Annotated in this window: 20 protein-coding genes and 1 pseudogene; 18 read left to right on the forward strand and 3 right to left on the reverse strand. The window is 36.6% G+C overall.

The window, feature by feature from the left end; translation table 11 throughout:
- The first annotated feature begins 499 nt into the window (after positions 1 to 499).
- The 5 genes from spxA (at position 500) to FGQ66_RS08545 (ending at position 6034) form a co-directional block, all read left to right on the forward strand.
- Positions 500 to 898 (forward strand): transcriptional regulator SpxA, encoded by a 399-nt coding sequence (gene spxA, locus FGQ66_RS08520; RefSeq protein WP_005877288.1) that lies wholly within the window; start codon positions 500 to 502, stop codon positions 896 to 898.
- Between the two features lie 263 nt (positions 899 to 1161).
- The gene (locus FGQ66_RS08525; RefSeq protein WP_081134910.1) at positions 1162 to 1812 is read left to right on the forward strand and encodes an adaptor protein MecA; all 651 of its coding nucleotides are present in this window, start codon (positions 1162 to 1164) and stop codon (positions 1810 to 1812) included.
- Between the two features lie 99 nt (positions 1813 to 1911).
- Positions 1912 to 2925 carry a competence protein CoiA gene (locus FGQ66_RS08530; protein ID WP_138302200.1) on the forward strand — a complete coding sequence of 338 codons (1014 nt, stop codon included), beginning with the start codon at positions 1912 to 1914 and terminating at the stop codon, positions 2923 to 2925.
- A gap of 96 nt (positions 2926 to 3021) precedes the next feature.
- Positions 3022 to 4833 (forward strand): oligoendopeptidase F, encoded by a 1812-nt coding sequence (gene pepF / locus FGQ66_RS08535; protein ID WP_113845258.1) that lies wholly within the window; start codon positions 3022 to 3024, stop codon positions 4831 to 4833.
- Positions 4834 to 5566: 733 nt separating this feature from the next.
- Positions 5567 to 6034 carry a DUF4809 family protein gene (locus tag FGQ66_RS08545; RefSeq protein ID WP_081134920.1) on the forward strand — a complete coding sequence of 156 codons (468 nt, stop codon included), beginning with the start codon at positions 5567 to 5569 and terminating at the stop codon, positions 6032 to 6034.
- 108 nt (positions 6035 to 6142) lie between these two features.
- Here the strand turns inward: FGQ66_RS08545 and FGQ66_RS08550 are convergent, their stop codons facing one another.
- Together FGQ66_RS08550 and FGQ66_RS08555 are read right to left on the reverse strand one after the other, a co-directional pair.
- Entirely contained in the window at positions 6143 to 7330 is a 1188-nt protein-coding gene (locus tag FGQ66_RS08550) for a galactokinase (RefSeq protein WP_138302201.1), read from the reverse strand.
- 2 nt (positions 7331 to 7332) lie between these two features.
- Entirely contained in the window at positions 7333 to 8367 is a 1035-nt protein-coding gene (locus FGQ66_RS08555) for a galactose-1-epimerase (protein WP_138302202.1), read from the reverse strand.
- A gap of 250 nt (positions 8368 to 8617) precedes the next feature.
- Between FGQ66_RS08555 and FGQ66_RS08560 the strand changes: the two genes are divergently transcribed.
- From FGQ66_RS08560 to FGQ66_RS15815, 8 genes and pseudogenes are all read left to right on the forward strand, one after another.
- On the forward strand, positions 8618 to 9523 hold the full coding sequence (locus tag FGQ66_RS08560) for an AraC family transcriptional regulator (RefSeq protein ID WP_113845262.1): 906 nt from the start codon (positions 8618 to 8620) through the stop codon (positions 9521 to 9523).
- 79 nt (positions 9524 to 9602) lie between these two features.
- The gene (locus FGQ66_RS08565) at positions 9603 to 10271 is read left to right on the forward strand and encodes an NAD(P)H-dependent oxidoreductase (protein ID WP_138302203.1); all 669 of its coding nucleotides are present in this window, start codon (positions 9603 to 9605) and stop codon (positions 10269 to 10271) included.
- A gap of 3 nt (positions 10272 to 10274) precedes the next feature.
- Complete coding sequence (locus FGQ66_RS15190; RefSeq protein WP_005879399.1) at positions 10275 to 10445, forward strand: hypothetical protein; 171 nt, start codon at positions 10275 to 10277, stop codon at positions 10443 to 10445.
- A gap of 113 nt (positions 10446 to 10558) precedes the next feature.
- A complete protein-coding gene (locus tag FGQ66_RS08570) occupies positions 10559 to 11461 on the forward strand; it encodes a LysM peptidoglycan-binding domain-containing protein (protein WP_016176916.1) in 903 nt (300 codons plus the stop codon).
- Between the two features lie 166 nt (positions 11462 to 11627).
- Positions 11628 to 11747, forward strand: a pseudogene (locus FGQ66_RS15685) (DUF3788 family protein); the annotation flags it as partial.
- Between the two features lie 317 nt (positions 11748 to 12064).
- A complete protein-coding gene (locus tag FGQ66_RS08580; protein ID WP_138302204.1) occupies positions 12065 to 12862 on the forward strand; it encodes a hypothetical protein in 798 nt (265 codons plus the stop codon).
- A gap of 1027 nt (positions 12863 to 13889) precedes the next feature.
- Entirely contained in the window at positions 13890 to 14711 is an 822-nt protein-coding gene (locus tag FGQ66_RS08585; RefSeq protein WP_230315273.1) for a class I SAM-dependent methyltransferase, read from the forward strand.
- 287 nt (positions 14712 to 14998) lie between these two features.
- Complete coding sequence (locus tag FGQ66_RS15815) at positions 14999 to 15085, forward strand: putative holin-like toxin (protein ID WP_227260122.1); 87 nt, start codon at positions 14999 to 15001, stop codon at positions 15083 to 15085.
- A gap of 542 nt (positions 15086 to 15627) precedes the next feature.
- Here FGQ66_RS15815 and FGQ66_RS08590 read toward each other — a convergent pair.
- Positions 15628 to 17004, reverse strand: coding sequence for an amino acid permease (locus FGQ66_RS08590; RefSeq protein WP_081134933.1), 1377 nt, complete (start codon positions 17002 to 17004; stop codon positions 15628 to 15630).
- Between the two features lie 248 nt (positions 17005 to 17252).
- On the opposite strand from FGQ66_RS08590, the gene FGQ66_RS08595 reads away from it, so the two are divergent.
- The 5 genes from FGQ66_RS08595 to queG all read left to right on the forward strand — a co-directional run bounded on the left by FGQ66_RS08595 (position 17253) and on the right by queG (position 22173).
- A complete protein-coding gene (locus tag FGQ66_RS08595; protein ID WP_138302206.1) occupies positions 17253 to 17999 on the forward strand; it encodes a metal ABC transporter ATP-binding protein in 747 nt (248 codons plus the stop codon).
- Positions 17996 to 18835 carry a metal ABC transporter permease gene (locus tag FGQ66_RS08600; RefSeq protein WP_081134938.1) on the forward strand — a complete coding sequence of 280 codons (840 nt, stop codon included), beginning with the start codon at positions 17996 to 17998 and terminating at the stop codon, positions 18833 to 18835. Before FGQ66_RS08595 ends, FGQ66_RS08600 begins: the two co-directional genes overlap by 4 nt.
- Positions 18836 to 18881: 46 nt before the next feature.
- Positions 18882 to 19832 carry an Mn/Fe ABC transporter substrate-binding lipoprotein EfaA gene (gene efaA / locus FGQ66_RS08605; RefSeq protein ID WP_138302207.1) on the forward strand — a complete coding sequence of 317 codons (951 nt, stop codon included), beginning with the start codon at positions 18882 to 18884 and terminating at the stop codon, positions 19830 to 19832.
- Between the two features lie 393 nt (positions 19833 to 20225).
- A complete protein-coding gene (locus tag FGQ66_RS08610; protein ID WP_005879387.1) occupies positions 20226 to 20972 on the forward strand; it encodes a hypothetical protein in 747 nt (248 codons plus the stop codon).
- 25 nt (positions 20973 to 20997) lie between these two features.
- Positions 20998 to 22173, forward strand: a complete 1176-nt coding sequence (gene queG / locus FGQ66_RS08615) for a tRNA epoxyqueuosine(34) reductase QueG (RefSeq protein ID WP_138302208.1) — start codon at positions 20998 to 21000, stop codon at positions 22171 to 22173.
- Positions 22174 to 22434 lie beyond the last annotated feature (261 nt).

A 22434-nucleotide genomic window follows, 5' to 3' on the forward strand; every position in this document is an offset into this window, starting at 1 on the left:
TTGTGGTTAAAAACATTGTACCGTAAAAGGGCTGTTACATGGCCTTTTATCTTTTACACAATTATATGGACTTTATCTGATACATCCAGCAATAAAAAAAATCAGTTGTATTATTGAGAAAATAAGCGTTATATTAATTCTAATCTGTACTTGTAAATCAAGATTATTTTGGATAAAAATAAATAAAAAACATAATTATTCTAATGAAAACGCTACCTAATAGTAGCTCATATAAAATAATGATACAGATTTAATAGCTGTTTTACTGTTTTTGTTTATTTGAATTAGATTTGAAAACTCTCATTTTTAAATGGTTAACCAAGGTCTAAACGCTGGTTTTACGGAATATAAATCTTAGATAACTTTCATTTTTTAAAAAAAATTTATGAAAAAAGGTAGCTATTTAAAAGTTGATTATGTATAATAGAAACAGATGGAAGATTATAATGATCTTCTGTTACAAAAAAGTGGCAATAGCCACAAAAAGGAGTGGTGCACGTTGTTAACACTATATACTTCCCCAAGTTGTACTTCCTGCAGAAAGGCTCGTGCGTGGTTGCAAGAACATCAGATTCCATTTGTTGAACGTAATATCTTCTCTGAACCTCTAAACAGTTCAGAATTAAAAGCAATCTTACAAATGACAGAAGATGGCACAGAAGAAATTATTTCAACACGATCTAAAGTTTTCCAAAAACTAAACATGGATCTTGATGAATTACCGTTGCAAGAATTATTGGAACTTGTACAAAATAACCCTGGATTGTTGCGTCGTCCAATCATGATTGATGACAAACGTCTGCAAGTTGGTTTTAATGAAGATGAAATCCGTCGTTTCTTACCACGAGATGTACGTCAGTTAGAATTGCGTCAAGCACAATTGATGGCTGGTTTATAGAAAAAAATCTTAACTTAGAAAAACTTTCAAATAGTTTTTCTAAGTTTTTTTTTATATCCTTATGATCAACAGATGGAATACTAAAAAAGCAATCATTTTTTGGATGGTAGCATGAGAGAAAAGAAGAGGGATTTGCCAAGAGTGTCAAGTAAATGGAAAAAATTTAGTTTGTTTTTAAGCGATAATTATTTTTCTTTACATTTAAGCTTATTTCGATACAATGAAGGTATATTGACTGTTGTGGCAAAGTGAGGTGTAGCAAAATGGAAATGGAACATATTAACGAAAACACAATACGAGTAATGATTGGGCATGAAGACTTAGAAGAGCGAGGAGTCTCATTTTTGGACCTACTTGGAAACCATAGAGAAATTGAAAACTTTTTCTATAGTATTCTGGAAGAAGTGGATATTGAAGATGAGTTTCGCAGCAGTGAGGCTGTTACTTTTCAGGTGTTGCCAAAAGGAGATGGCTTAGAACTTTTTATCAGCAAAAATCTTCCGAATGAAGAAATGCTCCAAAATGATGAAAATTCGTTGGATTCTGATGATGTGACTGAGTTTATTCAACAACAAATTCTGAATAATGAAGTAGAAGAATCGGACGAACGCATTTCCGATGAAATTGAACACCAAGCAATTTTTGCTTTTGACGACTTTGAACAAATGATTCAATTGGCGAATAATGTAGAACTAGAATCAGCGTGGACGGATATCTACCTATTAGATGATGTGTACTACTTAGTGGTTCATTTTTGGATGGAAAATTTATCCCAAATGGACGTTGAAAACCAAATTGCACGCGTTTTGGAGTACGCAGAAAAAAGCGATCGTACAAATGAAACACTGAATGAGTATGCCAAACTCATTATGGAAAGAAATGCATTAGAACGAACACGATTTTATTTTGCTTGATCAAAAATAAAATTTCTCCACCTGTTTGGAATAGATAAGAAGGATTTGATCCGAAAGATCAGATCCTTTTTTGCGTATGTTTTTTTGGAGGTGAGAATAATGCTTTATGCCATCGATAAGAAGGGAAAACAGTTTCCTGCTCAAAAAGTGACGAAAGAGCATTTGCTTTTTTGTCCGGTGTGTCAAGGGCGGGTGATTTTAAAAAATGGGAAACAAAAAAGTGCGCACTTTGCGCATAAAAGCCGTAAAGTATGTACTGGTTTTAGTGAAGGCGAAACGGAAGAACACCTAAACTTAAAACAAGTCGTGTTCGATTGGCTTCAGCGACATTCAACAAATTCAGTGATTCATCTAGAGGGATACTTACCGAAAATTCGTCAAAGACCGGATGTTCTTTACGAAACATTAGCAATAGAAATTCAGTGTTCCACATTACCATACAGAAGATTTGAAGAGCGAACTAACACATATCAAAAAAATGGCTATGTGGTGTGGTGGATCATAGGAAACAACTTTTTAAAAAATAAAAAATTGACGATGATCGAAAAACGCTTTTGTGCATTTAATGAAAGTTGTGGGCTTCATCTATGGCAATTGGACTGGAAAAAGAGACAATTGATTCTGCGTTATCATATGAAAGAAACGATCAATGGTAAAATCACCTATGAAAAAAAATCGTGGTTGTTTTTCAGTGGTGTACTGCCAAAGCTTTTTAATGAAACCGTTGGCGAGATAAAACCTGAAATATTATCTAAAAGAGTAACCTATAAAAGATGGCTGCAGCAGCAACTATTTTCGCGACATCCTAAATATATCAAGTTACAAGGTATCTGCTACACCTATCAAAGGCACTTGCTGTATTTGCCAGATTGGATGTATCGTGATAGTTACTTTTTCTTCTATTTTAAAGAGTTAGTATTTCTTTATCGAATCTTGTACGAGGAGGTTTCTATTAGGGAGGCACATAAAAGCAATTATGGGCGATACCTAAGATGGTTACAAAAACTTTTTGCGTATAAAAAAAGCTGGCAATTCCCCCTTGTTAGGGAATCAATCATTTATTCTTCATTTTATGAAGAATGTCGCCTATATTCTATGTGTAAACCGAATTAAGTTGTGCTAAAATGGACTTCAATAGCTAGTGCTATGAAGGTGAACATCTTGATTGTAAAAAAGATGCGATAGGAATGGAAAAAAGGAGTGTATTCAATGAGTGAAACGACCAAATTACCAAAAAGAGAAGAATTACCTGAAGAACTAACATGGGACTTAACGAAAATCTTTGCAAATGATCAAGAATTCGATCAGGCTTATGAAAAATTGACTGAAGAATTAAAAAATTCTGATAAATATAAAGGGACTTTGGCAAATAGTGCCACAGAATTTTTGGATGCACTTGAATTTGTTTTAGATGTTTATCGAAAAATCGAACGGATCTATGTTTATTCTAGTATGAAAAATGATCAAGATACTGCAAATACAACCTATCAAGCATTGTATGCCCGATCTGGCAGTTTATTAGCAAAAGTGAGTGAAGCTATTTCGTGGTACGAACCAGAAGTACTTCAACTTTCAGATGACCAAATCTGGCAGTACTTTGAACAAGAACCAAAACTAGAACTTTATCGCCATTATATCCAACAAATGGTAGATAATAGAGCGCATGTCCTGTCTGCTGATCAAGAGTCTTTACTTGCAGGAGCAGGCGAAATATTTGGTTCCTCTAGTGATATCTTTGCGGTATTGAACAATGCTGATCTAGAGTTTCCTACGATCACAGATGAAAATGGAAAAGCAATCCAACTTTCTCACGGTGTTTACAGACAGTTAATGGAAAGTACGGATCGCAATGTTCGCGAAGCAGCATTCAAAGGTTTTTTCAGTGTATATGAACAATTTAAAAATACATTTGCATCTACGTTGAGTGCGCATATCAAAGGTCATAATTATAAAGCAAAAATCCGTCATTACAAGTCAGCTCGTGAAGCTTCTTTAAGTAACAACCATGTTCCAGAAAGCGTGTATGATACATTAGTGGAAGTTGTCAATAAAAACTTGCCATTATTACACCGTTATATGTCTGTTCGTAAACGTCTTTTAGGGGTAGACAAACTACACATGTACGATCTATATACACCAGTTCTAGGTGAAGCACCAATCAAGTTTACCTATGAAGAAGCAAAAGCAAAAGCATTGGAAGCCTTAAAACCAATGGGTGAAGAATATCTGACAGTCGTTGAAAAAGCCTTTTCTGAGCGTTGGATCGATGTAATAGAAAATAAAGGCAAACGTAGTGGCGCGTATTCTTCAGGAAGCTATGATACAAATCCATACATTCTATTGAATTGGCATGATGCCTTGGATCAACTATTTACATTGGTACATGAAATGGGACATAGTGTCCACAGTTACTTCACTCGTTCAAACCAACCTTATGTGTATGGTGATTATCCGATTTTCTTAGCTGAAATTGCATCAACAACGAATGAAAATATTTTAACGGAGTACTTGTTGGAAACAGAAGAAGATCCTCGAGTACGGGCGTATGTTTTGAATCATTACCTTGATGGATTCAAAGGTACGATATTCCGTCAAACTCAATTTGCAGAATTTGAACATTTTATGCATGAAGAGGATGCAAAAGGTACTCCGTTGACAAGTGAATACTTGAGTGAAAATTATGGGAAACTGAATACTAAATATTACGGACCAGCTGTAGAAGAAGATCCAGAAATCAAGTATGAATGGTCACGTATCCCTCATTTCTATTACAATTACTATGTTTATCAATATTCGACTGGATTTTCAGCTGCCTCTGCTTTAGCGAAGAAAATCTGGACGAAAGAACCACAAGCATTAGAAAACTACCTTACTTATCTGAAGTCTGGAAGTAGTGATTATCCCGTTGAAGTAATGAAAAAAGCGGGTGTTGATATGACGAAAGCAAATTATATCGAAGATGCAATGGTCATATTTGAAAAACGCTTGAATGAACTAGAAGAATTAGTAGAAAAATTATAAGCAGCTGTTTACTTTTCGCCAATCATTCTTTTTTGAATGAGAAGGAAGGAATGATATTGAACGAAAAGAGGTTGTGGCAGAAGAGGCTAACTCCGAGAAAGAAGAAAGATACATGCAAATTTCTTGCCGGATTGGCTATCGATTTATTTGAGAAAGAGTTGCATCTGCCATTTGTTCTTGTTTAGCACGTGAGGTAAAAGCATTCCTTGCTTTTGCCTTGCGTGTTTTCTTTTTTTTATCATCTAATGAGATGATATTTGCGGTACTCCTTATTTTTATTGAATGTATCTGTTCATAATCAAAACAAATATATCTATTTTATTTTTTTATACTTGTTTTTCTTTATTGACTAGTGGAACTTTTTTTCTTATGCTGAAAAAAATGAGAAATGGTATAGTAAAAGTAAAAAAGAGTGTGGGACAAAAGTAAGAAACACTTTTGTCTCATTCTTTAAAAACGAATAAACGGTGGGAGCAGAAGCAACTCCTTCTTAAATAAGCCGAAATTTCTCGGAGTTAAACACTTCTGTCCCAGCCTCTTCGTATAAATAAATGGGAATGGAGGATCATTATGTCTTTTTGGGGCTTTGAACAAGAATCAGATGAGATCGTATTGTCGTATGTCGACTGTCAGGTTCGTTGTTTAAGAGACGCTGCAAGACGAGAAATGAAGAGAAGGAAGAACTACAAAGCAAAAAAATATCTAAATCATCATAAAAAAGGAGGAGTCCATAATGAAAGAAGTTCAATTAACCAAGAAAAGTGATCTGACAGAAGGTGGCTGTAATGCGTGTGGAATCATTGACTCTACGATTTATCAGCTTGACTTAGGTGGGAAAAAAGCAACAATAGCAGAATTGTCCGTAGGATCATTAGTTGATAGCTTGGCCTTGTTAGAGGGATTTGAGGGGGAAGATATTTACGAGATGCTTGGAGAGATACGGCAATTAAAACATGCAGGAAAATGCGTGGAGGTTCGGCAAGAAGATGGGTTAATTCATTTTCAAAAGGATCATGAAGCGTTGACTGTCAAAAATGTGATTGAGGCCCCAGAGCTGTATCAACAAGTCAACCAAATCCTAAAACAATTTTTTGACTTAGGACCGTATAAATTCACAGAAAAAAAACAAGAGTCTTGTGTGAATACGGAGTGGCAGAAGACGATTGAAGAACAGACAAACAATACGTATTTATTTCAATAAAACCAATCAAGTAGATCGAAGCTCACTAAGAAAAGAAGTAGAACGAATCCAAGAGATAATCTAGGATCGTTCTACTTCTTTTTAGTATTGATTTGAATTCGACTGAAATCAAGCAGTGGCTACATCAGGATCGATTTTAGTCGTGCCATTACCGATATGAGCGACATAAAACTCTGGTGCATAACCAACAACTTTCAAGTAAGCATCGTAGACATTGTTTTCAAATTCTGGAATGTTTTCTTCTTTGACCAATGCGATGGCACATCCGCCGAATCCAGCACCAGTCATTCGAGCGCCTAAGACACCTTCTTGTTTTTGGGCAGCATCTACCAAAGTGTCTAATTCAATCCCAGTTACTTCGTAATCATGACGCAATGAGTAATGAGAGGCATTCAATAACTTGCCAAACGCAGCTAAGTTTCCTTTTTCTAATTCTGCTTTTGCTTCTAGTGTGCGCTGGTTTTCTGTTACTGCATGGCGTGCTCGGCGAATCAAAGTATCATCGTTGATCAAATCTGTATGAGCTTCAAAGGTTTCGCTGTCTAGGTCACCTAATGCATCGATCGCTAATTGTGTTTGTAGACGTTTAAGCGCCTCTTCACATTCACTTCGACGTTCATTGTATTTAGAATCTGCTAATTCACGACGTTTGTTTGTGTTCATGATAACCACTGCATAGCCATCTAATTTCACTGGAACCATCTCATATTTTAAGGTATTTGTATCGAGTAAGATCGCTTTGTCCACTTCTCCAAAGCCGATTGCGAATTGATCCATGATCCCTGAGTTGACACCGATAAATTCATTCTCTACTTTTTTTCCTGTTTGTACTAATACAAGACGATCTATAGCCAGATCAAACAAATCTTCTAATACGACACCTACTAATAATTCTAAAGAAGCGCTACTTGATAAGCCAGCACCATTAGGGATCGTTCCTTCCACTAATAATTCGAAGCCATGATCAAATGTATACCCTGCTTCTTTTAACTTTAGGATCATTCCTTTGACATAGTTTGCCCAACCAGCTTGTTTATCATAATCTAACTCATTCAATGTAAAGCTGATTACGCCGTCATCTTCAAAATTTGTTGAATACACTAAGACTTTATTGTCTTTTCGAGAAGCTGCGACACCTTGAGTGCCATAAGTGATCGAAGCAGGGAAGACATGCCCACCATTATAGTCAGTGTGTTCACCGATCAAGTTGATTCTTCCGGGTGAGAAGTATTGAGCTGTCTGTTTAGGCCCGAAGATTTCTGCAAATTTTGTATTTAAGCTGCGTTTGATTTCCATTATTAAAAATCCTTTCTTGTTTCGATTTTAAATTCTGTTGTTGTTTCAAAGGGAGTATTTGGTGGAAGTTTGATATCTCCAAAATCCGAGAACTGTTCTGCCCCAGGAGCAATTTGCGTTTCAAACGTGATCCCACCATGATCACTCAGATTTTTTCCTCGCATTTCAGGTGTATTTTCTCCAAAGTTTGCTGTAAATACCACAATACTTGGCGCATCTGTTGCTACACTTACTTTGATTTTTTTATCTGGACTGACAAGAAAAGCTACTACTTTGTCTAATCCTTGTTCCTTTAAGAAAAAGGGATGATCGATGCCATCGACAAGCACTTTTTGATCAAAATCACTTTCAAAAACAGTCGCAAGCTGTTTCGGCTCTTGAAAATCAAATGGCGTATTGGCTACCGAAGATTTTTTTCCTAATGGGATACTATCTGCTCTCAAAGGGGCGTACTCTTCACTGTCCAACCAAAGAACATGCTGATCGATTGGTTGGGTGATATCACCGCTTAAATTGAAGTAGACATGATTTGTCGGGTTGAATAGGGTCGTTTGATCACTTATACCGCGAGTGGTTACCCGCCAGATATCATCTTGAGTCAATGTATAGCGAACTTCTACTCTTAGATTACCTGGAAAACCATGTTCTCCGTCAGGACTTTCGGTAGTGAAGAGAACAGAATCTCCTTGTTCATCTTCAATCGTTTGATAAGACCATTTCTTGGTTTCAAAACCAGGAGAACCGCCATGCAAGGAATGACCAGTAGCTGGATCAACACTTAGTTGGTACGTGCGATCGTCAAGCGTAAAATGCCCATCCTCGATTCTGCCAGCTGTTCGACCAATCGAGGCACCAATATAGACATCTTTTTCTAGGTATTCTTGAGCGGAGTCAAACCCTAATGCTAATTCTCTGTTTTCTGCCTTCAAGCTGACGATACGCGCCCCTAAATCGGTAACCGCTAATCGTAGTCCATGTTTATTTGTTAAAACAAGTAAATGATATCCTTGTCCAAAATCTTTGATTGTGATTGACATAATAAACGTCCTTTCTTTACGTATTGAAGTACGGCAAATACACCTTTTTTTGCTACATGAGCTGTCTAAAGTTCTTGGTTCTAATTCAGCTTACAAACAATAAGCGATTAAAATGAATAAGAACGGTCCTTTATTTATTTACACCTTATCAAGAAAACGCTTCCTAATGAATATATTTCTGTGACTACTATTTAACTTTTTGTTGCATATTTAGAAGACTAGAGTAAAGTTGAAGTGTGGAGGTGTATCAATGGAACAGGCTATTTTTCTAAAAAAGGAACAACAACAGATAAAAAAAGAATTGAATTTTGACTTTTGTGGTTTTTCAAAAACGCTGCCATTTCACTCTTTCGGTCCTGCGATCAGACAAGATTTTATTTTGCATGTCATAATGGAGGGGAAAGGAACATACCATGTCCGGGAACAACGATATGAATTGAAAAAAGGGGATCTTTTTTTGATACGTCCAGGCGAGTCTACCTTTTATTTAGCAGATGGAGAAGATCCTTGGGTCTACTGCTGGTTATCATTTGGAGGAGCAGCTGCTGAAGAGATCATTCGGCGCTCACCATTTAAAGATGACCAATATACGATGGTGTCAGCAGGTATCTCTGCGTATGTCGATCTTATTTTGGAATGTATCCATTACTCGCAAGAAGATGTAGCAGATGAGTTAGAATTGACTGCTTTAACTTACCGGCTTTTGGCAACTCTATTGAAAGATGGGGGAAAAGTGAGATTAGGAGAGCAAAAAGTGTATTCTCCTTTAGTGATCGATACAGTGAAATACATCGAAGAACATTATGCACAACAACTGACAGTAGAAGAAATTGCTCGAGGATTATCCGTCAATCGTAGCCATTTGTCGCGAGTATTCAAAAATCATTTGGGAACGAGTATCAAAGAGTATTTGATTGGTGTACGTATCAATCGGGCGGCTTTTTTACTTTCATTAACAGAAAGCTCAGTAGAGAATATCGCTTATCAAGTTGGCTTCAATAGTTTAGTCGTTTTTAGTCGAATGTTCAAAAAAACAACTGGCGAAACAGCGACAAGTTATCGGAAACGAATGAAAAATGAGGAATCAAGATACCATTCCTTGGAAGCCTTAAAAAAACAATTAGAAACGCAAGAAATTGTATCATGGACGACTTAGAGACAAGCGTGACAGAAATGTCCTTTTTTCTTTTTATGCTAAACTATATAGAACACAATGAAGGATAGGAGTTTTTGACATGAAAAGTTTGGTCATCGTGAGCCACCCCGCAATCGATACATCATTGAACCAACAATTTTTTAAAGAAGCAATGAACGGAACGAATGCTACTTGGCATCATCTGGAAGAGATGTATCCTGATGGTCAGATAGATTTAGCCTTAGAGTTACAATTACTGAAAGAACATGATCGTATCATTTTTCAATTTCCATTTTACTGGTACAGTGCCCCAGCACATTTAAAATTATGGCAAGATACTGTTTTGGAGCATACATCGCTAGAACTAAGAGGAAAAGAGCTAGGGATCGTTTTGACGACAGGAGTTGCCGAAAAAGAGTATCAATCCGGAGGGAAAGAAGAGTATACGATTTCAGAATTTTTGCGGCCGTATCAACGAATCGCGAACAAACTGATGATGTCTTTTTTACCACCATATGTCATGTCTCAATTTATGTATCAATCAAAGGAAAAAAAATGGGAACGGCTGATTGCGTATCAACAGTATTTAACTTTAAAGGAGAAACCTACTTTGACAAATCGTATTGACTGGTTTATTGCACAAATGAGAGCCAACGATACCTTAAAATCAATTGGGGAACCAATGCAAGAATACGTGATCGATTATTTAGAGAAAGCAAAAGAAGATATTGAAGATCTGACATTTACATTACGCGAATTAAAGGAGTAGATTATGACAGAAGAATGGGTGTTGAGCCAATTGGATGAATTAAGCAGAGCGGCTGATTATCCAACAAAAGCATTATTACATGAAACCAAGCAATTGGTGATTGAAATAACTGAACGGATGGAACAGTTGCAAGGAGAGATCGATGGGGAATCTTGGAACCATCAAAAATGGTGAATTTTTCATTTAAATAACACAGTTTAAAATGTTCATTACTCGGATAATTTGCTACAATGGACATATGCGAGAATTGATAACGCTATTTTATGAATAATGGGTGGTGGTACAAAATGAACGAAAAAAACGAACAAAGAGAAAATGTCCGTACGGCCCGTCGGCAACAACAAAAAAAAGAGTCCCGTATACGTATGCTGAAAGTAGGTTCTGCAGTTGCAGTCGTTCTATTGCTTGTGGGGGCTGTTACTGGGCTTTATCTCCACAATAAGAATGATACTAGTGCCAAAAGTACAACTATAAGTACAAGTAAAACAGCAAAGAAAAAAGAGTCAGCATCAACGGAAACATCGAAAACAAAAGAAACAATGAAGTCGACACAATCATCCGCTGAGGGGACACTTGAGGAACAGTTACAAACGATCCTTACAACTTATTCAAAAAAAATCGAAGATCAGACACCTGTTCTGATTGAAGAATACCAGACGGAGATCCAAAAGAATCAGGATGGGCTCACGGGACTATCCACTGTTGCAAACCAAAAAGCGAGTGAGTTACAAGCAATCTCTGACGAAGGAATCCGCAAACTACGTGAAAAGTATCAAACAGCGCATGCAAAAGATGGTGTGGATCTTGATACGATGATCAATCAACTTTCTGCAACGTACACTGCACAAGTTGCTAGAATATCAGATATTTATCTGCGTACGAGTGCTTCTTTGAAGGTTGAATCATCTACAAGTCAGGAAACAAGTGGAACTGAAACCAATACAACAGCACAAACAACGGAGTCAACAACAGAAAGCCAAATGTCCACTGATCAATATGCACAAGGAACTTCTTCTTCACAAAGTGCAGATCAAAGTGCTTCGGCGGCAACAACAGTTGTTCGAGAAGGCGAAGGACCAAACCAAATTGCGGAACGAACAGGGGTTCCAGTAGAAACGATTTTATCCTTGAATGGCATGACAATGGACGACTACTTTTTAAATCCGGGAGAAGTTTTGAAACTGAATTGATTAAACACACTAAAAATGAAGTCGAGACAAAAGCCGTTTAGGTTTGAGAAATTGGAGAGAAAAACGAACAATACGTTTTTTGTATTGCTCGTTTTTTTTTGTATTGCTCGTTTTTTTTGAAATTTCCGAAAAACCTGACTGTTGGACGCCGTTTATTTGAGAGAGGCTGGGACAAAAGTGTTTAACTCCGAGAAATAAGAAGAAATGAACGGAAATTGCTTTTCAAATTTTTGTGAATTTCGGCTTATTTCCGAAGGAGTTGCTTCTGCTCCCGCCGTTTATTCGAGAGTCTTTAGCAAAACTGATTTTTAGATTTATCTCACATTCCCTTTTATTTTCTTTGTATCTCTACAATCCTTTCTCTTCACAGCAACCGATCGAAACATACTAATGAAAATGAACAATCAAATCTAAAAACGAAAAGAGTTTTACGAAACAGGTCACAGTATGAGTGAAAGAAACGATTTTTAATGAATTGAAAAAGTTTTTAATCGTAATTTAATAAAAACGCTTACTTTAAGACTTGATTTTAACGTTCTAGGATATTTATGTAATTTTAAAAAATACATAAAGTAAAGTTACTTACGAAAGGAGATGTTTTACATGAAAATCAATAAGTTTATCGTATCTGGAATGGCTTTAGGAGCAATGTTAACCGCAGTAACCCCAACCGTTGCAAATGGAATTGTTTATGCTGATGATATTATTAGTCAATCAACTTTGAATAGCGATCAAGAGGCTACGAATAATTCAGATAAAATCACTGTAAATTCAGAACTAAGTGAGAATAGATTGATTTCAAATGTTGAAATTGAGGACACAATGCAAAGTGAGTTGATTGAATCAAATGACAGTACAGCAATTGATATCCAAAAAATGACTTCTGAACAAGCTGACTACTTCAGACGGGTAGTTAGCGAATCTACAAAGAGTATTGAAAACATTGAAACTAGTGAACAACAGGCAGTTGCAACAAAATATATGTTAGGAGTGTTTGATTCTTCTTCAGTTTATTACCAAAATCTATCAAAAGCTCAAGCAGATATGCAAATAGAATTAATGGAAAAGTTTGGTATTCAACCAGACATTAGAACGATGCTACGTTCTTCACATGGACTTATTTCAGTAGGTGTATTAGCAACAGTGATTAATACCGCTTTATCATTCATTACAGGCGGTTCCATTTCAGCTTATGTGAAGAAAAAAGGATGGAATATGTTAGTAAACCAATTACAAAGTCGTGTAGCAGCAACTATAAGAATCTCACAGTTAAACAAGATCATTGGAGGCTTGAGTAAATCTATCGTTGTTGTACTGGACCCGGGAACTTATATTGCTAATTTGATTGATAATAGTAGCTATGATAAAATTCCAGGAAATGGTTGGATTGAATTAACATAGTAGGGGGGAGAAATCCATCGAAATTATTGTAGAACTACTATCATGGATATTTATATTTTCAGATGATTTATTTAATTATGATGCAAGTAAACAAAAAAAATATGGAATGACATTTTGGTTGGCAGTATTAGTTTACTTAATGAATATCTCTTTATTTTTGTTATTTGGCACTATTGCGCTGTCAATGCTAAGAACACTTATTAGAAATTTTGAAATGAATTGGCTAATTCTATTGCCATGTTTCTTCTTCTGTTTAACCATATATTTTGGTCGAAATGTTTTAGGCTATACCCTTCAATTGTGGGATAGAAGAATACGTAAATAATAATTAAATCATTTGTTACTGTTATTAGTAGTGAGGTAAAGGATGGATTTATTTTTCAAATGGAAAAATTTATATGTATTTAGATCATTACACTTAGCTAAAATATGTTAAAAAAAGTGAAAAAACACATGAGAGTAGGGGGATTACTATTTCTTTTGTGGTTCTTTAATATATTCTGAAGATACTAAATTGTAGGAGGAAAATCATGATTTATGTATGGGCTTTTATCTTTTTCCTTATTATTTTGAGAAGCAGAAGTTCAAATAAGATTAATGTGAAATACCAACGATGGGCAAATATATTTTTGATTTTTTTAGGGATCATTGCTGTTGGACTAATTGTTTATACTTATTTTAGTGTTAATAGTTAGAAATAGTTATAAAAAAAGATGAGAGTAGGGTAAAACTAAAAATCAGATTGGGAAATCGACCATACCGGGAGTTCATTGTATGCGTATTATTTACTAAATTATGCTAAACTTATCGTGACGACAATCACAAAAAGTAGATAAGAGGCGATTTTGGTCCGGCGCACTATACAGTCCGTAATTGCAGGATTTTAGTGAAACGTGGAAAAGTATTCTGACAGTGAATAAACTGAAAATTTTCGGATAAAAAGACAGTTTATTTGTTGTACAGAAATTTTTTACGTTTTTTTGTTGTCTATTGGATTGTCGTCAGTGAGAAAGAGGAATAGAAAATTATGGAATGGATTAAACAGGATGTCCCGATTTTTAGTCACAGCAAGGATTCAATTTGGTTAGATGCTCACTTAGCTCCTCAAATGTCAGCGGCCCACTTAGATACCGAATTTGATGGGGCTACAAGAAATGCGGAATATATAAATCAATCGATGGCGTGGTTGACACAAAAATGTCCAGCACAAGAGTTTCCCAAGCTGCTGGATCTAGGTTGTGGCCCTGGGATCTATGCTGAAAAATTTTATGAGGCTGGTTACCAAGTTAAAGGAATCGATTTTTCTAAGTTGAGTATTGCTCATGCTACGAAGTCAGCTGAAGAAAAGCGCTACGTCATTGATTATCAATGCGGAGACTACTTGAAAGAGGAATTAGGGAGTGAGGTCTACGACATTATCGTCTTGATCTATTGTGATTTGGGTGTTTTTTCTTCAGAGGATCGAAAACGAGTATTTCAAAAGGTCCATGCGGCGTTAAAAAAAGGCGGAAGATTTATTTTTGATGTTTTCACTCCGAAGAAATATATAGACTTCGAAGCAGCGAGAACTTGGCAGCTGGAGAAAAATAATTTTTGGACGCAGAAAATATGCGTACACTTAACAGCACAAAAAAATTATTTCGGGACCAATACCTATTTGGAACAGCATTATTTGCTTTATCCAGATAAAATCAAAGAATTTTTCATTTGGGAAACAGTCTTTGAGCAGAAACAGCTCTTTATGGAATTAAGCACTATAGGCTTTGGAAGCAGTGAAGTTTTTGATGATATTCGCGGGATGAAAGCTACAGAGGAGTCAGAAACGATTTGTTTCGTTGTTGAAAAATAAAAAAAGAGGCAGTCTAAGTGTAAAATAAATTGCGGTAAGGGAGAGAAAAATAAAAAGAAGATCCTTATTCTAATTGTTAAGGTTAACGGACACTAATAAAAAGAGGATGGTCTTCATGTAAACTTACCGCAAAACTGTTGACACATATATAATTTTTTTACTAATAAATCGAATTATAAAGTTATGGTATAATTGACAGGTAGAAAAGTGAAAAGATGGTGGCTAATCTCTTGAAAAAGGGGTGATGCCTATGGTTCATCGCTTTATCCCTAGAAAGGAGTAAGCAAGTGTCAACTTTTGAAGCAATTCAACTGATGATCGCGTTTGCGACATTGGTTTTGCTGATTATTGACCATAAAGGCCAAAAAAAATAACCATCTAATCACTTTGGCTAGAAGTTAGATGGTTAAAAATTATAAAACCTATGCCACCGTCTTTTTAACGGTTCTACATTGGGGCTATGTTCACGCATAGTCCCTTTTCTTTATATTAGCTTAAATTGTTGGTTCTTACAAGTACAATGTACACGGACAAAAAAATTTATGAAAAGAAACGAATTTTTCTCTTAAATTAAGATAAAAATTTATTTCTTCAACTTTTTCTTTATCAGAGAAAATTTCTGTGATTTTAAGAGTGAGTAAATCTTGTAAAGCAAGACATTCGTCAGCAGTCAAATATCCCTTTTCAAGGGTTAGCGAGTCATACAAATACCTTTTTAAAGGTAGTCAAAAGTGGCAAAGGCAATATGGCTTGAACATGAAATGAGAAAGCCAGCGTCTTTAGGCGCTGGCCGGTGTTAAGGGGTAATAGCCCTAGTGCAAACCACCCTTTTGAAGGGGAGGTGATTTATAGAGTATATCGAGGGAATGAAAGTTGTGCTCTAAACGCGTGTAAACACATCTGTTCAGTCCTCTTTCTAAGCTCTATTTGCTAGTCTGCGTTCTCGAATAAAATAATGGATCGCCATGTAAGCTAAGAAAACCAAGCCAATAAGTAAAGAGATTCTTGTTTCAGGATTGATAAACATAAAGACTAAAACAATGGCGAGAAATAACAAAGAAAGATAGTTCGTGTAAGGAGAAAATGGCATTTTGAACGGATGATCAGCCATTTCTTCAGGATGTGACTTTCTAAATTTGATCTCACTGATCAAAATAACGATCCAAGGAACCATACCTGGAAGGATACTCGAGCTATAAACAAAAACAAACAGATTTTCTGAATGATGTACGACCATCGGTAATAGATAATTTAGGATCAATCCAATGAAGATACCGCCAGAGATTGCAACAACTGGATAAAATGGGACACCGTGACTTGTAAGTTTCAAAAATTTCTTTGACATCTTGCCGTTGACAGCCAAAGCATAGATCATTCGGCTTGCACTGAAAATACCTGAATTACATCCAGATAATGCAGCAGTCAAAACAACGAAATTGATCAAACCAGCAGCAAAAGTAATGCCGATTTTAGAAAATGTTTGAACAAATGGTGACCCGATCTCACTTAATTGATTCCATGGATAAATGCTTACAATGATAAAAATCGCACCAATATAAAAGATCAAGATCCGACCAAGTGTTGATTGCACTGCTTCTATGATCGTCTTTTTCGGTTCAGCTGCTTCTCCTGCTGTCATGCCAATCAATTCGATTCCTTGATAAGAGGCAACAACGATCGACAAAGCAAAAAAGAATCCTTTTACACCACCAGTAAAGAAGCCACCATTTTTCCACAGATTTGAAACGCCTACAGCCACACCATGGTTTCCAAATCCAAATAGAATGACTCCCAGACCTGCGATGATCATCAAGATGATCGTTACTACTTTAATAATTGAAAACCAAAACTCTAATTCACCAAATGCCTTAACAGAGATTAGATTTGCAAGCATCAAAAAAAGGACAACAAGGATTCCTGGAATAACGGTTGGCAAGTTAGGCCACCAATAATTCATATATTCACCTACAGCGATGACTTCACTGATTCCAACTACGACAAACTGAAAAATGTTACTCCAAGCAGTTAGATAACCGGCAACAGGATGGATGTACTCACTAGCGTAATTTGCAAAGGACCCAGTTGAAGGATCGATATAAAGCATCTCGCCAAGCGCGCGCATGATCAAATACAAAAAGAATCCTGCAATTGCGTAAGCAATCATAACTGAAGGACCAGTCCAGCGAATGGTTGAGGAAGCACCCATAAACAATCCAACGCCAATAGTCCCGCCTAGCGCAATCATCTGTATATGACGTGCGCTAAGACTTCGAGTTAATTTTTCTTCTTCCATACTAAAACTCCTTTCGATTTTTGAGTAAAACAAGCAAATACTAATAATTGCAACGCATATTTCAGATGAGAACAAGTATTAAATAAAATAAATTCGCTTATCGACTCTTGATGTGATTTTACAGAAACTTTGCGTAAAATGCGAGTGAATTTTAATTTTTTTTTTTGCTGAAAACTTGAAAATGCTTTCGCTTTAAGTTAAACTACATTTAAATTAAAAGTTAGGTAAACCTAAAAAGGAGATTGTGCATGTCGAAATATATGATTGAAATTCAAAATCTATCAGTTGCTTATCAAGGAAAATCAGCGTTAGAAACAATTGATTTAAATATCCAGCCAAAACAGATCACTGGGATCATCGGCCCGAATGGTGCAGGAAAATCAACTTTGATGAAAGCTATCCTTGAATTGATCCCCAAGCGATCGGGTGAAATCTTTTTTTGTGGGCAACCCATCCGCAAAGTACGTAAACAAATTGCGTATGTCGAGCAACGCAATGAGTTGGATCTCTCTTTTCCTATTGATGTATCAGGGGTCGTATTACTAGGAACCTATCCTTCATTAAAGATAGGACAGCGCCCAGGGAAGAAAGAAAAAATGCGAGCAAAGCAAGCGTTAGAAAAAGTCGGGATGAGCGATTATGAAAAAAGACAGATCAGTGAGCTTTCTGGCGGGCAACTGCAACGTGTTTTTTTAGCACGTGCACTTGCTCAAGGTGCAGAATGGATTTTTTTAGACGAACCTTTTGTCGGAATAGATGCGGTAAGTGAAAAGAAGATTTTTTCTCTTTTAAAAGAATTGAAAAAAAGTGGGAAAACAATCATTATTGTTCATCATGATCTACATAAAGTAGAAGAGTATTTTGATGAATTGATCTTACTGGACAAAACCTTGATTGCCAGCGGTCCTGTGGCTGAAACGTTCACATCAGAAAATCTACAAGCGGCCTATGGCGAAGTGATCGGTCAATTAGTGAAGGGAGAAGAGAAGAAATGATTCAATCTTTTTATGAAGGTCTGCTGAATTATCAGTTTTTACAATACGCATTGCTTACGTCAATTTTAGTTGGATTGGCTTCAGGAGTGATTGGCGCATTTATTATATTACGTGGGATGTCATTGATGGGAGATGCCATTTCTCACGCGGTTTTACCAGGGGTTGCTATTTCGTATATGTTTGGGTTCAGTTACATTGTCGGTGCGACTGCTTTTGGAATGTTGACAGCGGGGATCATTGGGTTTGTAACGCAACGTAGTCGGTTAAAAAATGATACGGCGATCGGGATCGTATTCAGCTCTTTCTTTGCACTTGGAATCATTTTGATTTCATTTGCCCAAAGTGCAACCGATCTTTACCATATTTTATTTGGAAATGTGTTAGCGGTTAGAGAAAGTGATTTACAGATGACTGCTATCGTGAGTGGGATCGTGCTATTGTTCATTTTTATTTTTTATAAAGAACTGAAGATCACATCATTCGATCCAATGATGGCCAAAGCCTATGGGTTGAATACTACGTTGATCCATTATGTACTGATGTTTTTCTTGACTTTAGTTGCAGTTGTTAGTTTGCAGACAGTAGGAACGATCCTAGTGATCGCTATGCTGATCACTCCAGCTGCGACAGCCTATTTGTTAACGAACAATTTAGCAAAAATGATCATTCTATCGGCAACTATCGGCGTTTTAAGTGCTATTGTCGGTGTCTTTTTCAGTTATAGTTACAACTGGCCTTCTGGTGCTACGATCGTGTTGGCATGTGCGCTGTTCTTTACACTTGCTTTCTTGTTCTCACCAACAAAAGGAATTTTATTTCGCTCAAAGCAAGCATAATTACGATCAAAGAAAATTAAAAAAATAAAGTAAAAGAGGTGGCACAATGAAAAATAAAAAAAAGATTTACTGGTTGTTGTTTGTAGGGTTCTTACTTTTAGCCGGTTGTGGGAGCCAAGCAACCGAGAAAGAGCAGGAGAATCAATTAACGGTAGTGGCAACAAATTCGATCTTAGCAGATATGGCTAAAGAAATAGGAAAAGAGCATGTAGTTGTTCATAGTATTGTTCCGGTGGGCACGGATCCCCATGAACACGAGGTGTTGCCGGAAGATATCAAAAAGGCAAGTGATGCAGATGTCATTTTATACAATGGGTTAAATTTAGAAACCGGGAACGGCTGGTTTATGAATTTGATGGAAACAGCGAAAAAAGAGGAAGGAAAAGACTATTTTGCAGTAAGTAAAAAAGTTACGCCACTCTATTTGGCAAAAGGGGCTACTAAAACTCAGGCAGATCCTCACGCATGGTTAGATTTGTCGAATGGGATGAAGTACGTAGAAGAAATAACAAGGATTCTTTCTGAAAAAGATGAAGATAATCAGAAAGAGTATGAAAAAAACAGCAAAGCGTACATCGAACAATTGAAAAAATTAGATCAGCAAGCAAAAGACAGTCTTGGTTCGATCGAAGAAGATAAACGATTGCTTGTAACTAGTGAAGGAGCGTTCAAATATTTTTCAAAAGCGTATGATGTGCCGGCTGCCTATATTTGGGAAATCAATACTGAAAGTCAAGGGACACCTGAACAGATGAAAACGATCGTTAACCAAGTGCGGGATTCAAATGTGCCTGTTCTATTTGTCGAAACGAGTGTAGATCCGAGAAGTATGGAACGTATCGCTAAAGAAACGGGACTAACGATCTATGACAAATTGTACACGGATTCGATTGATAAAAAAGGTGAAAAAGGCGATTCATATTACAAGATGATGCAGTGGAATATCCAGACGATCCATGATGGGTTAAGTCAAGAAAAACCGGAGGAAGCACATTAGGTAAGCGATTTGTTCAACAAAGAGATGTGGCGACAAGATGTTCAAAGAGGAGTAAAAGTTTGTATACCTTGTTTTTTGATGTATAGTGCAAGCCTACATTTGACATGTTTTAAGAAGAGGCTGGGACAGAAGTGTTTAACTCCGAGAAATAAGAAGAAATGAACGAAAATTGCTTTTCAAATTTTTGTTCATTTCGGCTTATTTAAGAAGGAGTTGCTTCTGCTCCCGCCGTTTATTAGTTTTTAAAGCATGAGACAAAAGTGTTTCTTACTTTTGTCCCACTCGCTTCTTTTTCACGAAAAAATGACTAAAAAATCTTTCTTTTTACAGCTTACAGATACCTTTTTTAGCGGATTTCCGTTATAGTTAGAGGTATGAAAGGAAGGTGGAGCTATGAATTTTACGCGTAAAGACAAGCATCAAATCAAAGAAGAAGTGATTAAGCTGATCGAACAGCATGAAAACTCTGAAAAGGATCAAGATCTACAATTTTTAGAATCCGAAATGGCTAAATTATTCATAGCAAATCCAAATGAAGCGGATAATGAAGAGCATTATCCTGCGAAGTGGCTTTTCGATGAATTTCAGTCATTAGATGAAACAACAGGAATCGGCTATTTCGTTTCGATCTCTTCTGGAGGTTTCGTCCCAGGCGTCTTAGTCAAACAAAATAATGAAGTGACTATCAAGGCGTGGCCTGCATTGTTTTCAGTGATGGGAACAGAAGGTGTGATTGAGAAAATACAATCGGCTTATTACAAAAGTGCATTTATCGCAAATAGTAAATTGATGAATAGCTATTATAATCGACTAGTCCAAATTGCACGTCCAGGGAAAATCCCCCAAACGTTTACGTATACACAACAAAAATGTCTGTATGAAGAAACACTTTATTCGAGAGATCTATCCACTTTTTCTCAGGAAGAACAAGTTCGCTTCCATGAATTATTGCATACTAAACCTGTTTCTCTCAATTTTTTTCAGGCATTAGATAACCAAAGAAAATGGATTTCTGTCAATTATTGGGAAATATTTGCCACGAGAAAACGCTGGATGGCTGAACGAAAAATTGCAGATCAGCAAATCCAATTTGTCCAACTAAAAAAAGACCGTTTATACTACGGATTATATAGTCGTTGACGGTCATGATAGATAGGTGGGGGAAATGACAAAAACATTAAAAGATGAAATCATAGAAGAGAGCAAGCGTCTAGGGATCGATAAAATCGGCTTTACTACAGCTGAACCATTTGACCATCTAAAGGAATCGCTAGAGTCACAGGAAGCAGCGGGACATACTTCTGGTTTTGAGCATCCAGTGATTGATGAACGTTTGTATATAGAAAAAACGTTTGAATCTCCGCAGTCGATCATTTCGATTGCTTTAGCTTATCCTACAAAAATTCATGAAGAAGTACCCAAAGATGAAAAACGTGGGCAATTTGCACGTGCCTCATGGGGAGTCGATTATCATGATATCTTGCGTGACCGCTTAAATAAACTGATCGATTTCATCAAAACAAGAGCAGCTGTATGGCAACAAGAGGATGCTTGGCGATTTGCACCGCAAGTCGATACAGGAGAATTGATCGATGTAGCGGTGGCGCAACGTGCTGGATTAGGATTTATTGGCAGAAATGGCTTGTTGATCACAGAAGAATACGGCTCATTTGTGTATCTTGGAGAAGTTGTTACAAATATCCAATTTGAACCTGATGAGCCCGGTGTATTTGGCTGTGGTGACTGCACACGTTGTATCACAGCGTGTCCGACGAAAGCATTATTAGGTGATGGACGGATGAATGCTCAAAGGTGCTTGTCGTATCAGACACAGACGAAAGGATTAATGCCTGAAGAATATCGGAAGAAAATGCGTAATGTCATTTATGGTTGTGACATTTGCCAACTCGTCTGTCCCTATAATAGAGGAAAAGATTTCCATTTCCATGACGAGATGGAACCAAAAGTCGATGAAGTTTATCCCAAATTGAAACCAATGCTCCAATTATCAAATAAGGAGTTCAACGCACAATTTGGTCATTTAGCCGGTTCGTGGCGTGGAAAAAAACCACTGCAAAGAAATGCCCTCATTGCTTTAGCCAATTTAGGCGATACTTCTGCTTTACCTGAGATCGAGAAATGCTTGACGGATGTTAGACCTGTGATCCGTGCAACGGCAGCTTGGGCAATTGGTCGCTTAGGGAGAAAAGAACCAAAAAAATGGATAGAAACTTTAGAAGTTGTCGATCAAAAAGAAGATAACGAGGAAGTTTCAATAGAAATAGCACAGGCAATCACAATGTTACAAAAGAAAAACAAAGAAAAACGACCAAATAGTTAAGAGGTTTCTTCCACAAACCATGATTTTTGTCCAGTAATTGTTGTAACAATTGCTGGATTTTTTGCATTTTTAGTAAAATTTTTAAAAAAATGAGAGTTATTTAAAGAAAAATGGAAAAAAATAAGCTTTAAAAATGAGCTTATATTACAAAACATAAGTTTTTCTAAACAAATTAAGAAATAGTTAAAAAGCGTTTCCTCACTTGATACATAAGGCTTTTGTAAGAATTCTGTATTTTTTTTACTTTGAGTTATGTTACAA

This window comes from Enterococcus sp. BSD2780061688st2 D3 (assembly GCF_005844145.1).
GTDB lineage: Bacteria > Bacillota > Bacilli > Lactobacillales > Enterococcaceae > Enterococcus_B > Enterococcus_B durans.

What these genes read in the sequence shown, in the direction of transcription:
- FGQ66_RS08555 (WP_138302202.1), bottom strand. Translation starts at nt 8,367, where the DNA reads ATGTCAATCACAATCAAAGATTTTGGACAAGGATATCATTTACTTGTT.
- FGQ66_RS08585 (WP_230315273.1), top strand. Translation starts at nt 13,890, where the DNA reads ATGGAATGGATTAAACAGGATGTCCCGATTTTTAGTCACAGCAAGGAT.
- FGQ66_RS08595 (WP_138302206.1), top strand. Translation starts at nt 17,253, where the DNA reads ATGTCGAAATATATGATTGAAATTCAAAATCTATCAGTTGCTTATCAA.
- FGQ66_RS08590 (WP_081134933.1), bottom strand. Translation starts at nt 17,004, where the DNA reads ATGGAAGAAGAAAAATTAACTCGAAGTCTTAGCGCACGTCATATACAG.
- FGQ66_RS15190 (WP_005879399.1), top strand. Translation starts at nt 10,275, where the DNA reads ATGACAGAAGAATGGGTGTTGAGCCAATTGGATGAATTAAGCAGAGCG.
- FGQ66_RS08600 (WP_081134938.1), top strand. Translation starts at nt 17,996, where the DNA reads ATGATTCAATCTTTTTATGAAGGTCTGCTGAATTATCAGTTTTTACAA.
- queG (WP_138302208.1), top strand. Translation starts at nt 20,998, where the DNA reads ATGACAAAAACATTAAAAGATGAAATCATAGAAGAGAGCAAGCGTCTA.
- FGQ66_RS08610 (WP_005879387.1), top strand. Translation starts at nt 20,226, where the DNA reads ATGAATTTTACGCGTAAAGACAAGCATCAAATCAAAGAAGAAGTGATT.
- FGQ66_RS08580 (WP_138302204.1), top strand. Translation starts at nt 12,065, where the DNA reads ATGAAAATCAATAAGTTTATCGTATCTGGAATGGCTTTAGGAGCAATG.
- FGQ66_RS08550 (WP_138302201.1), bottom strand. Translation starts at nt 7,330, where the DNA reads ATGGAAATCAAACGCAGCTTAAATACAAAATTTGCAGAAATCTTCGGG.
- pepF (WP_113845258.1), top strand. Translation starts at nt 3,022, where the DNA reads ATGAGTGAAACGACCAAATTACCAAAAAGAGAAGAATTACCTGAAGAA.
- FGQ66_RS08565 (WP_138302203.1), top strand. Translation starts at nt 9,603, where the DNA reads ATGAAAAGTTTGGTCATCGTGAGCCACCCCGCAATCGATACATCATTG.
- FGQ66_RS08545 (WP_081134920.1), top strand. Translation starts at nt 5,567, where the DNA reads ATGAAAGAAGTTCAATTAACCAAGAAAAGTGATCTGACAGAAGGTGGC.
- FGQ66_RS08530 (WP_138302200.1), top strand. Translation starts at nt 1,912, where the DNA reads ATGCTTTATGCCATCGATAAGAAGGGAAAACAGTTTCCTGCTCAAAAA.
- efaA (WP_138302207.1), top strand. Translation starts at nt 18,882, where the DNA reads ATGAAAAATAAAAAAAAGATTTACTGGTTGTTGTTTGTAGGGTTCTTA.
- FGQ66_RS08525 (WP_081134910.1), top strand. Translation starts at nt 1,162, where the DNA reads ATGGAAATGGAACATATTAACGAAAACACAATACGAGTAATGATTGGG.
- FGQ66_RS08560 (WP_113845262.1), top strand. Translation starts at nt 8,618, where the DNA reads ATGGAACAGGCTATTTTTCTAAAAAAGGAACAACAACAGATAAAAAAA.
- FGQ66_RS08570 (WP_016176916.1), top strand. Translation starts at nt 10,559, where the DNA reads ATGAACGAAAAAAACGAACAAAGAGAAAATGTCCGTACGGCCCGTCGG.